Source organism: Flavobacterium ajazii (assembly GCF_010614725.1).
Taxonomy (GTDB): domain Bacteria; phylum Bacteroidota; class Bacteroidia; order Flavobacteriales; family Flavobacteriaceae; genus Flavobacterium; species Flavobacterium ajazii.
In genome coordinates this window covers 76,621-91,602 of record NZ_JAAEHL010000008.1, presented here as the reverse complement: position 1 = coordinate 91,602, position 14,982 = coordinate 76,621, and the positions used below count along the sequence as shown (strand labels likewise).

General features: G+C 35.0%; 15 protein-coding genes. 6 read left to right on the top strand and 9 right to left on the bottom strand.

Translation table 11 applies throughout. The features are described from left to right. Positions 1–139 precede the first annotated feature (139 nt). A complete protein-coding gene (locus GWR14_RS15240) occupies positions 140–1,120 on the top strand; it encodes a succinylglutamate desuccinylase/aspartoacylase family protein (RefSeq protein ID WP_163409938.1) in 981 nt (326 codons plus the stop codon). After that, positions 1,107–1,676, top strand: a complete 570-nt coding sequence (locus tag GWR14_RS15235) for a 5-formyltetrahydrofolate cyclo-ligase (protein WP_163409937.1) — start codon at positions 1,107–1,109, stop codon at positions 1,674–1,676. Before GWR14_RS15240 ends, GWR14_RS15235 begins: the two co-directional genes overlap by 14 nt. Before the next feature lie 4 nt (positions 1,677–1,680). Here the strand turns inward: GWR14_RS15235 and GWR14_RS15230 are convergent, their stop codons facing one another. The 3 genes from GWR14_RS15230 to GWR14_RS15220 all read right to left on the bottom strand — a co-directional run bounded on the left by GWR14_RS15230 (position 1,681) and on the right by GWR14_RS15220 (position 3,676). Further along, positions 1,681–2,088 carry a hypothetical protein gene (locus tag GWR14_RS15230; protein ID WP_025572189.1) on the bottom strand — a complete coding sequence of 136 codons (408 nt, stop codon included), beginning with the start codon at positions 2,086–2,088 and terminating at the stop codon, positions 1,681–1,683. Between the two features lie 79 nt (positions 2,089–2,167). Continuing rightward, a complete protein-coding gene (pheS, locus tag GWR14_RS15225) occupies positions 2,168–3,187 on the bottom strand; it encodes a phenylalanine--tRNA ligase subunit alpha (protein ID WP_163409936.1) in 1,020 nt (339 codons plus the stop codon). 132 nt (positions 3,188–3,319) lie between these two features. Then, the gene (locus tag GWR14_RS15220; RefSeq protein WP_163409935.1) at positions 3,320–3,676 is read right to left on the bottom strand and encodes a hypothetical protein; all 357 of its coding nucleotides are present in this window, start codon (positions 3,674–3,676) and stop codon (positions 3,320–3,322) included. 132 nt (positions 3,677–3,808) lie between these two features. Here GWR14_RS15220 and GWR14_RS15215 point away from each other — a divergent pair, with 132 nt between their 5' ends. After that, positions 3,809–4,339 (top strand): CvpA family protein, encoded by a 531-nt coding sequence (locus GWR14_RS15215; protein WP_163409934.1) that lies wholly within the window; start codon positions 3,809–3,811, stop codon positions 4,337–4,339. 64 nt (positions 4,340–4,403) lie between these two features. On the opposite strand, the gene GWR14_RS15210 is transcribed toward GWR14_RS15215, so the two are convergent. Next, positions 4,404–4,766, bottom strand: coding sequence for a hypothetical protein (locus tag GWR14_RS15210; protein WP_163409933.1), 363 nt, complete (start codon positions 4,764–4,766; stop codon positions 4,404–4,406). 1 nt (position 4,767) lies between these two features. Further along, on the bottom strand, positions 4,768–5,229 hold the full coding sequence (locus GWR14_RS15205) for a Panacea domain-containing protein (RefSeq protein WP_163409932.1): 462 nt from the start codon (positions 5,227–5,229) through the stop codon (positions 4,768–4,770). A 178-nt stretch (positions 5,230–5,407) separates the two neighbouring features. Between GWR14_RS15205 and GWR14_RS15200 the strand changes: the two genes are divergently transcribed. The 3 genes from GWR14_RS15200 to GWR14_RS15190 all read left to right on the top strand — a co-directional run bounded on the left by GWR14_RS15200 (position 5,408) and on the right by GWR14_RS15190 (position 8,261). After that, the gene (locus tag GWR14_RS15200; protein ID WP_163409931.1) at positions 5,408–6,508 is read left to right on the top strand and encodes a helix-turn-helix domain-containing protein; all 1,101 of its coding nucleotides are present in this window, start codon (positions 5,408–5,410) and stop codon (positions 6,506–6,508) included. Positions 6,509–6,587: 79 nt separating this feature from the next. After that, positions 6,588–7,580, top strand: coding sequence for an alpha/beta fold hydrolase (locus tag GWR14_RS15195; RefSeq protein ID WP_163409930.1), 993 nt, complete (start codon positions 6,588–6,590; stop codon positions 7,578–7,580). A 6-nt stretch (positions 7,581–7,586) separates the two neighbouring features. Further along, positions 7,587–8,261: a hypothetical protein gene (locus GWR14_RS15190; RefSeq protein ID WP_163409929.1), complete on the top strand. Its 675-nt coding sequence runs from the start codon at positions 7,587–7,589 to the stop codon at positions 8,259–8,261. A 79-nt stretch (positions 8,262–8,340) separates the two neighbouring features. Here GWR14_RS15190 and GWR14_RS15185 read toward each other — a convergent pair whose 3' ends face one another. The 4 genes from GWR14_RS15185 to GWR14_RS15170 all read right to left on the bottom strand — a co-directional run bounded on the left by GWR14_RS15185 (position 8,341) and on the right by GWR14_RS15170 (position 14,973). Then, on the bottom strand, positions 8,341–10,734 hold the full coding sequence (locus tag GWR14_RS15185; protein WP_163409928.1) for a glycoside hydrolase family 95 protein: 2,394 nt from the start codon (positions 10,732–10,734) through the stop codon (positions 8,341–8,343). 98 nt (positions 10,735–10,832) lie between these two features. Beyond that, positions 10,833–11,420: a transposase gene (locus tag GWR14_RS15180; protein WP_163409927.1), complete on the bottom strand. Its 588-nt coding sequence runs from the start codon at positions 11,418–11,420 to the stop codon at positions 10,833–10,835. A gap of 5 nt (positions 11,421–11,425) precedes the next feature. Beyond that, on the bottom strand, positions 11,426–12,937 hold the full coding sequence (locus GWR14_RS15175) for a family 43 glycosylhydrolase (protein WP_163409926.1): 1,512 nt from the start codon (positions 12,935–12,937) through the stop codon (positions 11,426–11,428). A gap of 89 nt (positions 12,938–13,026) precedes the next feature. After that, on the bottom strand, positions 13,027–14,973 hold the full coding sequence (locus GWR14_RS15170; RefSeq protein ID WP_163409925.1) for a sialate O-acetylesterase: 1,947 nt from the start codon (positions 14,971–14,973) through the stop codon (positions 13,027–13,029). Between the last annotated feature and the right edge of the window lie 9 nt (positions 14,974–14,982).

The window sequence follows — 14,982 nt, the reverse complement described above, 5'->3', positions numbered from 1 at the left end:
GTTTTATTTCTGAAGAATGTAAAAATATCATTGTCAATAACATTCCAATTTACATTAGAAAAGCTTAACATTGAATTCTTTTCAAATTTACAAAATCAAAAGAATAATTTCTATATTTAGGACCTGTTTAAAATTCGACATGAAAAACAATGCCCCAATGGTTCTTTTTGGCGAATCGATTTTGCCCGGAGAAAACAAAACGATAAATGTAGAAATCGCCAGATTACACACCACAACCAAACTTAATATCCCAATTATTGTTCGAAGATCTAAAATTGAAGGACCGGTAGTTTTGTTTTCGGCCGGAATTCATGGCGATGAAATAAATGGCGTCGAAATTGTACGCCAGATTATCAGCAAAAAAATAAACCGCCCAACAAGAGGAACCATTATCTGCATTCCGATTATCAATATTTACGGTTTTGTAAATAAGGCTAGAGAATTCCCTGATGGACGTGACCTGAACCGCGTTTTTCCGGGAAGTAAAAAAGGGTCTCTTGCCAGTCGTTTCGCCTTTCATATTACGAATCAAATATTACCTATTATTGATTATGCAGTCGATTTTCATGCCGGCGGAGCAAGCAGGTTTAACGCTCCTCAAATCCGAATTACACAAAATAATTCCGAATTAAAACTTCTTGCGGATATTTTTAACGCTCCGTTTACTTTATACTCTAAAAATATCAGTGGTTCTTTTAGAAGTACTTCTGAAAAAGCAAATGTCAAAATGCTACTTTTTGAAGGCGGAAAATCTTTGGATATAAACGATTCTATTGCTAATGAAGGCATAAAAGGTGTCAAACGTTTACTGCATTATCTCAACATGCTCAGTCCAAAACATATTGCAGAAGAAGCTGAAGATCCTTCTATTTATATTAAAAATTCCGTTTGGTTGCGTGCAAAACAATCCGGACTGCTGCACGATTATAATATGGTAAGCCAATTTGTTACCAAAGGAACTATTTTGGCCATAATTACAGACCCTTTTGGTAAATTTGAACAAAAAGTAAAGGCACCTCATGACGGCTTTGTCATCAACGCCAATCATTCTCCTATAGTTTATCAGGGTGATGCTATTTACCATATCTCTAAAAATATTGATAAAAATGCCGACGAATAAAAAAGAACTTCGATTACACTATAAAAGTCTACGAAAAGAACTTACTGAGAAAAATATTGAAGAAAAAAGCCTTGAAATAAGCAATCAGTTAATCTCCTTACCAATTTGGGATAAAACGTATTATCATGTTTTTCTTCCTATCGAAGAACAAAAAGAAGTGAATACTGAGTTTATTTTGCATCTGCTTTCTGGAAAAGATAAAGAAATCGTGATTTCAAAAAGTGATTTTGAAACCCGGATTATGTCTCATTTTTTATTGACAGACAATACCAAAATCAAAAAAAACGAATACAATATTCCCGAGCCTATGAATGGTTTGTCTGTCCCTTCTCAAACTATTGAAGTAGTTTTTGTGCCACTTTTGGCGTTTGATATTTTTGGAAACCGTATTGGCTACGGAAAAGGGTTTTACGATAAATTTTTAGCCGAATGCAAACCTGAAACCATCAAAATAGGGCTTTCTTTTTTTGAAGCTGTAGCGCAGATTGATGATGTTTTTGAATCGGATATCAAACTAGATTATTGTGTAACGCCGGAGAAGGTTTATAGGTTTTAGAAAATTATTTCACCATAATTCCTTCAACAAAAAGAATCGGCACTTCTTCGGTATTGTTTTCGTTGATTAAGTTTGATTTGAAGATAAATTTCTTGTCATATAAAGTGTTTCCGATGAAGAAAGTTACCATAAACTCGTTGTTTAAAACTAAAAGACTCTTTTCAATCATTTCGATTTTTACTACTGAAACCGCAGGAACCTCAACAAAAGCATGTCGAAGGATAGATGTTTTTTTCATTTCGCCATCAATAGTTCCAAATGCTTTCGAAACCACCATTACACTATCTAAGTTAAAATCGCTGTCGTTTACCAGATAAGCGTACCACACTTTTTCCATAAAATCGTCGCTCCATTCCTGAACGGCGGCTAAGAATACGTTTTCAACTTCGGGAATTATTATATCTTTTTTCATTTTTTAGTGAATAGTAAAAAGTAAATAGTGATTAGAAAGAAAGCTCTTTACTAATCACTATTTACTAATAACTTATTTTTTAAATATTTGCTTTGAATTGCTCTAAGAAGCGAACATCATTTTCGTAAAACATACGGATATCCCCAATTTGATATAAAAGCATTGCGATACGCTCTACTCCCATTCCGAAAGCAAAACCGTTGTATTCGTCCGGGTTGATATCACAGTTTTTCAAAACATTTGGATCTACCATTCCGCAGCCTCCAATTTCCAGCCATCCGGTTCCTTTTGTGATACGGTAATCGGTTTCGGTTTTTAAACCCCAGTAAATATCAATTTCGGCACTTGGTTCTGTAAACGGAAAGTATGATGGACGTAGACGGATTTTAGATTTCCCGAACATTTCTTTTGTAAAATAAAGCAACGTCTGTTTTAAATCGGCAAAAGAAACATCTTTATCAATGTACAAACCTTCTACCTGATGGAAAATACAGTGCGAACGAGACGAAATCGCTTCGTTACGAAACACGCGTCCCGGAGAAATCGTACGAATTGGCGGTTTGTGGTTTTCCATATAACGCACCTGAACAGATGATGTATGCGTACGCAACAGCACATCAGGATTGGTCTGGATAAAAAACGTATCCTGCATATCACGCGCCGGATGGTATTCAGGCAAGTTCAGTGCAGTAAAATTATGCCAGTCGTCTTCTATTTCCGGACCTTCGGAAACGTTGAAGCCGATGTTGGCAAAAATATCTATAATTTGATTTTTAACAATCGAAATAGGATGACGCGAACCAATAATTACAGGCTCAGGTGAACGCGTTAAGTCTCCAAAAAAGCTTTTTACCTCTTCTTTGCTTTCCAATTCTTCCTGAATAGATCTTACTTTTTCTTCAGCTACTGCTTTTAAAGTATTTATTACCTGTCCAAAATCTTTTTTCTGGTCGTTTGGGATATTTCTAAACTCTGTAAAAAGTTCCCTCAACAAACCATTACTTCCTAAATATTTAACACGGAACTTCTCTAAAGATTCTTTATTTTTATCATTAAAGGCTTTAGCTTCCTCGATATGTTCTTTTATCTTGTCTATCATTTTCATTCTTCAATTGAGGGTACAAATTTAAGGAAAAAAGTCAGATATTAGGTGTGAGAAGTCAGAAGTATTTCTAAAGTTCTGTTATATTTTCAGACCAAAATCTAAAATCTTCTCTTTAATATCTTTTTTTTAATCAATAAGTTGTCTCTCTAAAAAATAATTTACAATCGCTTCTTTCATCAAAACCGATTGTTCACCGGCTTTTAATGCAGGCAGCTGTTCTTTTACTTTATAATGTGGCCAGCCCTCTGCGTCAAAATATTCGAATTCATAAAACCCGTAAGGTTCTAATAATCTGCAAATGGCAATATGCATTAAGTTTAATTTTTCGTCTTTTTTAAATTCACGATGTACTTTCCCCAGTTCCTGAACTCCGATCAGGTAAATTATGGAGTCCAAATCTAAATCTTCGCCTTGCGAAAACTGGTTGGACAATATATCGACGAGCTTTTCCCAACGCTCTTTTAGTTGTGTATCCCTTGACATTTTTAAAAATTATAAATTATGAATTGTGAATTAAACCATAAAATTTAGCTTGCAAAGATACGGAGTTGAAATTTGAGAACATATCCCTGATAAATTCTTTTATATTTGCGCCTCATTAAAACAACTGTAAATATGAGTTTTTTCGACATAATTTTAGGGGCACTTTTGGCCTTCAGCCTGTACAAAGGCATCAAAAATGGTCTTTTTGTAGAAGTTGCTTCTTTTATTTCTTTACTATTAGGAATTTATATAGCTATTAAATTCTCTTCTTTTCTAAAAAACATCATTGTCAAATATGTTTCCTGGAATCCGAACACAGTTCAGGTTACCGCTTTTATCCTGACTTTTATTTTAGTAGTCATCGGAGTTTATTTCTTAGCAAAAATTTTAACCGGAATAGCTGATTTTGCTTATTTAGGATTACCGAATAAGTTAGGCGGGGGCTTTTTCAGGGTTTTGAAAACTGTTTTGATCGTAAGTATTTTTATAGCACTGTTTGAAAAAATTAATTTCAATCACACTTTTGCTAAAAAAGAAACTTTAGACAACTATATTTTTTATAATCCAATTAAAAAAGTAGCCGCTTTTATATATCCTTCGATTGAAAAAGGATATGAAAGTTTAAAAAAAGCTAATGCTGAAAAGTCTGTAGAAAAAGAATAATTCATCCTATTTGAGAAGCTTCGACTCCGCTCAGCCTGACATTTTCTTTAATTTTTACCGTTTATTAATCCTGATTCGGTACTTGGGGAAATAAATTTTTCAGAATAATCAGCATCATCCCGATTACATTTATTGATGTTGTTGTCAGCAAAGTAATCAAAACGTTTTCGGGTAATTTCAAATTCAAAACGTTATTATTAAAATACAAAATCGAAATAACTGCTGAAAGCCAAAGAAAAATAATAAATGAAAAAATATAGGTAAGATACCTCCTCAAACGGGTATCTTCCAAAAACCTGCCAATTTTAGCACTCCCAAGCCGATCTTCAAGAATCTGATTTTGTGCACGGGCATTTGTGATATCTTCCGGTGTAACTGCCGGAGTGTTTTCGATTGAGATACGGCTTAAGTCAAATGATGCTGACATCTTAAGAAAGTGGTTTTAGTTTGGTTTTATAGTGCTCATAAATCTCATCATCGGATATCATAATATTAGAATCCTTTTGATATGCTTTTTGCCACGGAGTTCCCTCAATATGGGTTAATGCACTTAAATAAATCCCATCATATCTCCCGTAAAGATCCCATATTTTATCAAGAAATTTTTCGTCTTCAGGTGAGATTTTTTCGTTCTTAGTCGGATTTGGAATTTTTTCTGTTATTTTTTCTTTCTTGTATTGTTTTATACTGTAATACAAAGATGGAAAAACAGGGCCAAAATCCCATGCAATCGGGTTTTCATCAATCAGGCGTTGTTGTTTATCTGTCAGCGCCAGATACCAGCCATACGCAATATAAGTTAGCTTGATTATTTTCATAGGAGTAAGATTTCCGGTTTTGGAATATTTCCCTATAAAATAATTCGCAACTGTTGTTGGATTGTAAGACATAACTATAAAATATATTTATCAAAGTTAGCAAAATTAGATTGTTCTGCAATCATCAATTCTATTGTTTTGCTAATGAGATGCTTTGTTCAACATTTTACCTTTTCAAAACTATTATCCGGTATAAATAAATTATATTGCTTCGTCTTAAGAGTTGTTTAATCAAAAGCCTTACAACAGTATGCTTTACTTAACGGGAATTATAATTACCTTTTTTTTAGTTATTATTTTAACCAGCAAAAAAAACAAAAGCGAAGCTGATAAAATTTTAGCGCTTTGGTTATTTTTTACAGGCTTTCACCTGATTTTATTCTACCTCCATTTTAATAATGAACATATAAAATTCCCTTTTTTACTCGGATTCGAAATTCCGATGCCATTGGTTCAGGGACCTTTTTTATACTTATATACTTCAGCTTTAACGAATCAGAATCAGAATAAAAAATACAGCCTGCTTCATTTTATCCCTTTTATAATTGCCATACTGCTACTCATTCCGTTTTTTGGATTGTCTTCTGATGAAAAAATAGATATTTATAAAAATGAAGGCAAGGGTTACGAACAATTACTTCTCATTGTATACATCACAGTGATTATTTCAGGAATTTTATATGCGTTGCTTTCTTTGCAAAAACTTTCGAAACACCGCAAAAACATTACCGAGCAATTTTCCTTTACCGAAAAAATTAACCTGAGATGGCTGAGTTATTTAATCTTAGGATCCGGTGTGATCTGGGTAGTAGTTATTTTTTGCGATGATCCGTATATATTTTCTACCGTTGTGTTGTATTTGTTTTTTATTGGTTATTTCGGAATAAAACAGGTTGGAATTTTTACTAATAAACCTGCTTCTGAAAATAATGAAACTGTAGTTTCTGCATTAGAAAACATTCCGACGGAACCTCAAGCGGAGAAAATTAAATATGAAAAATCAGGATTAGATAGTACAGAACTTTTGGCAATTCACAAAAATCTAACTAACCTCATGGAGAATGAAAAACTTTACAAAAACGCTGAGTTGACGTTAGCCGAATTATCCCAAAAATTAAAAGTGCATCCCAACATACTTTCACAAGTAATTAATTCTGTGGAGCAAAGAAACTTTTATGATTACATCAATTATCAGCGGGTAGAAGAATTTAAAAAAATCATTACACTTCCGGAAAACCAAAAATTTACTTTGCTTTCTTTAGCTTTTGAATGTGGCTTTAATTCTAAAACTGCTTTCAACCGCAATTTCAAAAAAGTAACAGGTCTTTCTCCATCAGAATATTTGAAATAAAAGAGAACCACCTTACAAGTTGGGGCGACCGATACCCTTTCAGAATACATCTTTGCATAAAATTTTAAAAAACTATGCAATGAAAAATCAAGTATTCTATTCGATAGCAATCGCTTTTTCTCTTTTCTTTTTTTTAGGATGTGAAGAAGAAAAGTACACCAATCAACTCGGAAATCTGGTTCCAAAAACAGTAGATCAGAATGTATCTCTGCCTTCTATTTTTGTTAATGGTACGCAGTTGCACGCTGAAACTTTCGGAAACCCGAACAATCCAATGGTGGTATTTCTACACGGTGGTCCAGGTTCTGATTATCGCAGTTCACTAAATGCAAAAGAACTGGCAAACGATGGTTATTATATCATTTTTTACGACCAGAGAGGTTCCGGATTATCCAAAAGGCACAACCAAAACAGTTATTCCATTCAGTTGGTTCTTGACGATCTTACAGAAGTCATCTCACATTACCGTACTTCTAATACTCAAAAGGTGTTTCTGTTTGGACATTCCTGGGGCGCCATGCTTGCTGCGGCTTATGTAAATTCTTATCCAACCCTTATAAACGGAGTTATTCTGGCAGAACCCGGCGGACTCAATAAAAAGTTATTGGATGAATATGGGGAATCAAGCCGAAAATTAAATTTATTTTCTGAAGCCACAAGTGACTTATTTTACATGGATCAGTTCTTAACCGGAAAAGAAAACGAACATGAAGTCCTAGATTATAAAATGGGAATTTCTACCAGTTTTTCTTATGCCAAAGGAAACGAAGAGGGAATTGAAGGCCCCTCGCCTTTCTGGAGAATGGGCACAGCAGTATTAAATAGTTTTATTGGTATTGCCGAAAATGACGGTTTTGATTTTACGACCAATTTAAGCCAATATAAAACCAAAGTTTTGTTTTTATACGGAGAGAAAAATAAGTCCTACGGTTTGCATTTTGCTCAAAAAGAAGCTGCATTTTTTCCAAGCTCAGAGATTGCTGAAGTGAAAGGTACCGGACACGAAATGATATATTTTAAATGGGAGAATGTACACCCCTTAGTATTGAATTATTTAAACGATTTAAAATAACCTGCAATGAAAGCAATATTGACACTCATTACATTTCTCATTTCACTTTTTACATTCAACATTTTACACTCACAGACTATTAACTGGAAAAGCATTCAAAAGGAACAAAAACACATCCTGAATGCAAATGCAGGCTGGGAATATGGTTTCGTATACGGAATAGGATATGGCTATAAATTAGAAACCAAAATACCAATTGTACTGGAAAGCGCTATTTCTTTTGCTTCAGGCGAAGTAATATTTGATGATTTTAAAACCAAAATAGGCGGACAAATTAACCTGTACCAGATTGAAAATTTCCATTTTAATGTGGCTGTTCACGGAATTTACAGGCACTATGGAAATCCGTTGGTCACTTTACAAAATTTTGGTGCAGATGCAACGGCAATAATCGGTTATTACAAACCTAAATGGTTTTCAGCAGGTGAATTTGGTTTTGACCAGGCCATTGTTACACATTTTAAACATAAGGATATTTACAAAAACGTTTATCCTGAAGTAAAAAATGGCTGGTACGAACCTACGACTGGAGGAAACTTCAATTTCGGAATTCAGGGTGGTTATTCGTTTAACAGAAGCGACCTGACTATAAGAGCAGGAAAAGTAATGACCGAGGATTTCAGGACTTCTCCTTTGGTTCCTTTTTATTTGCAAATTGGATATAATTACAAATTGGATTGATTTAGTTAATAGCTTTATTAAAAACAAACCCGACAGATTTTTGAAACCTGTCGGGTTTAAGTATTTTTAAACATTTTATCTACCAGTTAATTTCCTGCCTTTGATCTTTTTTCAAAGTAATAGTTTGTTTTTTATCACTGTTGATTAATGTTGTCTTTCCTCCTTTTTTAGAAGAAATAATCATTTTTTGAATCTTTTTATTGTTCCATGTCATTTCAATTTCGAAACCGCCACGAGCACAGATTCCTTTTACAGAACCGCTTTCCCAGGCATCAGGTAAAGCCGGCAATAATCTGATTTCGTTTTCATCAGACTGAACCAGCATTTCGGCTACAGCAGCAGACCCTCCAAAATTGCCATCGATTTGAAATGGCGGATGTGCATCAAATAAATTCGGATACGTTCCTCCTCCTCTTCTTGGCTTTTCGGTTTTTTTTCCGTCCGGATCTACGTAACGAAGTAATTCACGATACATTTTATAAGCACGATTTCCGTCCCAAAGTCTTGCCCAAAGATTAATTCGCCAGCCTTTTGACCAGCCTGTGGTTTCGTCGCCTTTTATTTCTAATGTTTTCTTCGAAGCTTCTGCCAATTCCGGAGTTTTCAAAGGCGTAATGTGATCTCCAGGAAAAAGTCCGAATAAATGCGATTGGTGACGGTGTTTTGGATCTTTATCTTCCCAATCAAAATACCATTCCTGCAGATTTCCTTTTTTACCTATTTGATACGGATGTAAATTGGCCAAATCAGATTCTAGTTTTTTTACAAAATCGGCATCAACGTTTAAAATCTTAGCAGCTTTAATTGTTTTATCAAAACATTCACGAATCATAGCTAAATCAGCTGTCCCTCCGTATAAGGTTGCTCCAACAAAACCATCCGACAGTTTATACTGATTTTCAGGCGACGTTGATGGCGAAGTGATTAACTTTCCGTTTTTATCTTCTACCAGCCATCCCATACAAAATTCGGCCGCACCTTTCATTAACGGATAACCTTCATTTTTTAAATAATTTTGATCTTGAGTAAAAATATAATGTTCCCAAATATGAGTACTCAGCCATGCTCCTGCCATTGGCCAGCAAGCCCACATTGGTTCTTCTTTTCCGAATTGACCAACCGGATTCGTCATTGCCCAGATGTCTGAGTTATGTCCTGCTGCCCAGCCTTTATCAACTCCATAAAAAGTCTTAGCCGTAACTTTTCCGGTTACCGAAAGGTTTTTAATGAAACTCAGCAATGGCAGATGCATTTCTGAAAGATTGGTGTTTTCTGCCAGCCAGTAATTCTCTTCCAGATTAATATTCATCGTGTAATTACTGCTCCATGGCGGACTCAAATACGGATTCCAAAGTCCCTGTAAATTTGCAGGAACACCTAAGGTTCTCGAAGAACTGATGAGCAAATAACGTCCGAAATTGAAATACAGAATTTCAAGGTTTTTGTCTTCCTTTCCGTCAGCGTAACGCAACAAACGTTCGTCTGTAGCCAAATCCGGAGCAGTTGTTTTCCCTAAGTCTAATGTTACCCGATTGTAAAATTTCTGGTAATCGGCAATATGATATTGTTTTAATTTATCGAATGGTTTTGTGAAAGCTTTTTTAAGATTTTCTGATGCAATTGCTTTGTCGTTTACACCTTCTGTAGCAGGATTTTTATCAAAACCATTGAAACTTGTGGCAATCGAAACGTAAATTACAGCTTCACTCGCATTTTTTATACCTAATGTCTTGTCAGAAGTAGTAATTTCTCCATCCGTATTTTTGATTTTCATCAAAGTTGTAAATCGTGTTCCTCTTTCTTTTATTTCAAGATATTTTGGAAGAACAGTATAACCTGCATGTTCATTTATTGGCGCCCTTCCGTTCAATGACAAAACATTGTCTTTAACCTCAACATTTGATTTTAGTAAACTGCTCAAATTGATATCAAAATTTAAAGCCCCCTTTTGGCTGCTGATCAATTTAATAATCATAATTTGGTCTGGTGCAGAAATAAAATATTCTCTTGTAAATTTTACACCGTCAATTTCATAAGTTACTTTTGAAATTGCATTCGAAATATCCAGTTCTCTATGATAATTGATTGCTTTTCCTTTCTTGGAACTGGTAATTTCTATTGTTCCTAAAGGTGCGTATTTCTCTGAGTTTTTTCCCTGTATTTTTTTATTGAGTTCCTCAGCCAGCTTGTAATTTTCATTTTGAAGTGCTTCACGAATTGCCGGAAGATTTTTATATGCTTCGGAATTCATGTTTGCATTTACAGGCTCGCCCGACCAAAGCGTAATATCGTTTAGATAAATTTTATCTGAATTCACTCCGCCAAAAACGGTTGCGCCCATTTTTCCGTTTCCTAAAACGAGGCTTTCTTCAAAATATTCAGCAGGCTGATTGTACCACAAAACATGACTGGACTGTGCTATAATTTTTCCACAAAAAATGGAAATGACAAAAACTAAATATAACTTTTTCATAAAAAATATGATTTTAATCTAAAAATTCTACTTCGGGTACAAACAGGATTCCTTTTTCAATTCATCCATAAAGACGGGTTTGAAACCCGTCTCTACAATCATCTATTAAAAAAACAATCCTCATCCCATTTTTTAGGATTATTTATGATATAATTTCTAATTCTATCATATTCTGCTTCATTCCTGATAATATGATCGTGAAATCTTTCCTGCCAATTTGTAACTCCTCTTGAATTTCTTTTTTCATTTATTCTCCGGGATGAAAATGATTTTAATGCCCTAATAAATTCAAATACCCCGTGATTTTTTTTAATGGGATTTCCATTCGTAGCATTATCTGCGGTACAGACGGGTTCAGTACAGACGGGTTTCAAACCCGTCTCTACGCTATCCGGATCGGGAATCATTATTTTTGAATCATTCACTCCAACGATACAATGAATATGATTCGGCATTATCTGAAATTCTCCCAAAATAATATTATTATAGTGATTCGGTAAATCCAGCCAACAATCTAATACAATCTGCCCATATTCATTCAATATCATTTCACCATCCTTTATTTGTCCAAATAAATGGGTTTTATTTTTGGTGCAAATTGTGATAAAATAATCTCCTGGATTTTCATAACTCCACCATTTAGCTCTGGCAGATTCTATTCGATATTTCGCTTGAAATTTAACCATATTATTTATTTTATAGGTAAATAAACAAAATTTCTAAATATCACCGAACCTTCTCCAACAGCTGAAAGCCCTAAACGAAGGCTCATAAAACCACTTAGTGCATTATGATTAAAAGAGCTTACCTCAGCCGAGTTTTCGATTTTTAGCCAGTCCTTTCCATTGAGACTGTAAAACATATTGACTACCTGTTCCTTTTTTTCCAAACGTAAAAACAAATGTGTTTTATTGACTCCTTTTACAGTAGGAAATTGCCATACTCTAAGGATTGCCATGATATTTTCTTTATCAAAAGCGATTCCTGTAAATAATTTAGTATCATAGAAAAGAACTAATCCAGCTGATGCATTACCTTCGATTTCAACTTCTACATCAGCCGTATATGAATGATCCGAAGGTGTACATAACAAGGGCGAACTTTGACCGATGCCCGTTCCTTTTCCTATAATTTTTATTCCGTTTGCAGAGAATGTGGCTCTTCTGGAATCGTATTCATCAAAAAACTGCCATTGCGGATTAAGCTCTGCTCCAGTAAAAGTATCAGAAAGTGTGAAATTATTTTTTGCAGATTCGCCTGCCGGTTTTTTAATTTGCTCTTCGGTTTTAATGCCTTCCTTCATTTTATACCAGCCGTCTTTTGTCCATTCTACTGGTTGCAATAACGTTTGGCGCCCCATGTTGTAATAACCGTTTTCGTAGCCGTGAAAAACCATCCACCAATTGCCTTTCACATCATCAATTAAAGTTGCATGCCCTTTTGACCACCATTTTTCAGAAGCACTGTTTGTTCTTATAATTGGGTTATGAGGCGAATTTTCCCAAGGACCTAAAGGCGATTTTGACCTTGCCGAAATTACCATATGACTTGTTGCCGGTCCGGCGGTTCCTCCTTCGGCTGTTGTTAAATAATAGTAATCGCCTCTTTTAAAAACTTTTGGCCCTTCCATGCAGAAACACTCGATCGACCATTCTGACGGAATTTTCCAGCCATCGTAAACGTGTTTGCTTGCTCCCGAAACTGCTAAACCGTCTTTTGAAAGCGGAACATAACTTCCGTTACTGAAATACAAATAACGATTTCCTTTTTCGTCTGTAAAATGTCCGGGATCGATATTTCCGATTTTCAAATCTATGGGATCGCTCCACGGACCGTTTATCGAATCAGCCCAAATGACATAATTGGTTTCGTTTGCCGGAAAATAGATGTAAAATTTATTATTGATTTTCACCAAATCTGGCGCCCAGACTGAACCCACGCTTTTTTTGAGCGCATGTGTAACAGGTTTCCAGTTAATCAGATCTTTTGATGTCCAGATTAACAATCCGGGATAATAATTGAATGACGAATGTACAATATAGTAATCCTCACCATCTCTTATTATAGACGGATCAGGATAATCACCTACAAATATCGGGTTTTGATAAAATCCGTCTTTTATATTGTCCTTTTGTTGTTGCGCATTTACGATAAGCGATAAGAAAAACAATAACAACTGGATTTTTGATTTTAGAAATTTCATAAACTTTTATTTTTTACCGAACAGACGAATTCATATAGACATTCAGTACAGACGGGTTTTGTAGAGACGGGTTTCAAACCCGTCTCTACCTACGGATTTATTTTATATTTTTCATTGGCCGTAATCATTTCCCAATTGTCGGTTCTAAAGGGCGATGCCGGAAATTTTTCTTTATTAAAAAGATTGATTTCTGTATCATCATCTGCCCATCCGTAACGAACTGCAACCGGATTTGGAACATTTTCCCCGGAAACAATTATTTTATTTTCTTTAATTATCGCTTTTGCAGAATAAAAAACTTTGTCGGCACCGGCGATTTCGAAACCTCTTAATGCAGTAATATTTGGTGTTGTAAGTCCGCCTCCTACACTATCGAAAGTCAGAATGACTTGGTTTCCTTTTATTTCCTGAGATTTATATATTGGTCCACTAAAAGCCTGTTTTTTACCATACACATTATTTAATGCGATTGCTGCCAAACGAAATCCAACGTCTTGCTTGTTAGTTGGATGAATGTCTTTTGCGTTACCGATATCGGTAGTAACAGCCATTCCGGTATTGGATACTTTTAAAGTTTCAAATTGTGCTTCGCGAAGTTCTGCCCAACGGCTTCCTTTTTTACTATTCCCGCCAAATTCATCAAAAGTTGATAATTGTACAAAATAAAAAGGAAAATTACCCTGATTCCATTTTGTTCTCCAATCCTGAATCATCAAAGGAAAAGCTTTTTTGTATTGATTTGCCCTCCATACATTTGCTTCACCCTGATACCACAAAACACCCTGAATCGCATACGGAACCAACGGATTTACCATAGCATTGTATAATAGTGACGGATAACTGTTTGGCGAAACTGAAATTTTTACCTGAACGACATTGAATTTCCAAAGTCCTTCAAGTGCTACGTTGCTGTTTTTAAATTGAATTTTTAAATCGGTAGAATCTCCGTAAATTCCGCCACCTCCGGTATAATCGGTAATTCGGACAGCTATTACATTTTTTCCTTCTTTTAAAACACCAGCCGGAATTTTATACACTCTTAGTTTTTCCCAAATATTGTTAGTCCCAACCTGAACTCCGTTGATGTAGGTTATATCTTCATCATCAATTTTTGCCAGATGTAAAACAGCATTCCTTTTCGCCTGTTCAGCAGTTAAAACAACTGTTTTTCGCATCCAGACAATTCCGTCAATATTACCTATTTGCTGGTTTTCCCAAAGGGAAGGCACTTTAATTTCAGGCCAATTGGTATCATTAAATTCAAATGCTTTAAACTGATCTTCGTTGTCCAGTGTTACATCAAAACCCTGAATCTTTTTAATATTTCCTAAAAGTGATTTTTTATAATTTTCGAAAATTTCATCCATATTTACAGTTGGAACTTCGGCAATCATATCTTTAAAAGCAGTACTTTTTTCGAATGCTTCACGGCTTGTCCAGGTTTCTACACAGGTTCCGCCCCAGGAAGTATTAATAATTCCTATTGGGATTTTTAATTCATCATATAATTTTTTCGCAAAAAAGAAACCTGCCGCAGTAAAATCACGAATATTTTCTTTATTAGAAACCGCCCATTTTCCGGCTTTTAAATCTTCTTTTGGAGTCCCACTTAAATCTTGCACAACTCCAAACTGACGAATCATCGGATAATTAGCCTGCTCTTTTTTAGTTTCAAAATCGGGCAATTTATACATCTGAAATTCCATGTTCGATTGTCCGCTGCAAATCCATACTTCTCCTACCAAAACATCTTTGATAACAATTTTGTTTTTTCCGGCAATAGTTAACTCAAAAGGACCACCAGCTTTTTCAGAATCTAATTTAACCATCCATTTCCCGTTTTTATCAGCCTGAATGGTTTTGGTTTGTTTATTAAAATGAATCGTTACTTTTTCATTGGTATCAGCCCAGCCCCAGACCGGAATTTCCTTATTGCGCTGTAGCACCATTCCGTCAGAAAACAGCAAAGGCATTCTGACATTAGCATTTGCTAGTACAGAAAAAAACAATATGAAGGTTACTATGTTTTTTTTCATTTCAATTTT

Coding starts and splice junctions, on each gene's coding strand:
- GWR14_RS15215 (WP_163409934.1), top strand. CDS start 3,809: ATGAGTTTTTTCGACATAATTTTAGGGGCACTTTTGGCCTTCAGCCTG.
- GWR14_RS15200 (WP_163409931.1), top strand. CDS start 5,408: ATGCTTTACTTAACGGGAATTATAATTACCTTTTTTTTAGTTATTATT.
- GWR14_RS15235 (WP_163409937.1), top strand. CDS start 1,107: ATGCCGACGAATAAAAAAGAACTTCGATTACACTATAAAAGTCTACGA.
- GWR14_RS15205 (WP_163409932.1), bottom strand. CDS start 5,229: ATGTCTTACAATCCAACAACAGTTGCGAATTATTTTATAGGGAAATAT.
- GWR14_RS15190 (WP_163409929.1), top strand. CDS start 7,587: ATGAAAGCAATATTGACACTCATTACATTTCTCATTTCACTTTTTACA.
- GWR14_RS15180 (WP_163409927.1), bottom strand. CDS start 11,420: ATGGTTAAATTTCAAGCGAAATATCGAATAGAATCTGCCAGAGCTAAA.
- pheS (WP_163409936.1), bottom strand. CDS start 3,187: ATGATAGACAAGATAAAAGAACATATCGAGGAAGCTAAAGCCTTTAAT.
- GWR14_RS15210 (WP_163409933.1), bottom strand. CDS start 4,766: ATGTCAGCATCATTTGACTTAAGCCGTATCTCAATCGAAAACACTCCG.
- GWR14_RS15230 (WP_025572189.1), bottom strand. CDS start 2,088: ATGAAAAAAGATATAATAATTCCCGAAGTTGAAAACGTATTCTTAGCC.
- GWR14_RS15220 (WP_163409935.1), bottom strand. CDS start 3,676: ATGTCAAGGGATACACAACTAAAAGAGCGTTGGGAAAAGCTCGTCGAT.
- GWR14_RS15170 (WP_163409925.1), bottom strand. CDS start 14,973: ATGAAAAAAAACATAGTAACCTTCATATTGTTTTTTTCTGTACTAGCA.
- GWR14_RS15195 (WP_163409930.1), top strand. CDS start 6,588: ATGAAAAATCAAGTATTCTATTCGATAGCAATCGCTTTTTCTCTTTTC.
- GWR14_RS15240 (WP_163409938.1), top strand. CDS start 140: ATGAAAAACAATGCCCCAATGGTTCTTTTTGGCGAATCGATTTTGCCC.
- GWR14_RS15175 (WP_163409926.1), bottom strand. CDS start 12,937: ATGAAATTTCTAAAATCAAAAATCCAGTTGTTATTGTTTTTCTTATCG.
- GWR14_RS15185 (WP_163409928.1), bottom strand. CDS start 10,734: ATGAAAAAGTTATATTTAGTTTTTGTCATTTCCATTTTTTGTGGAAAA.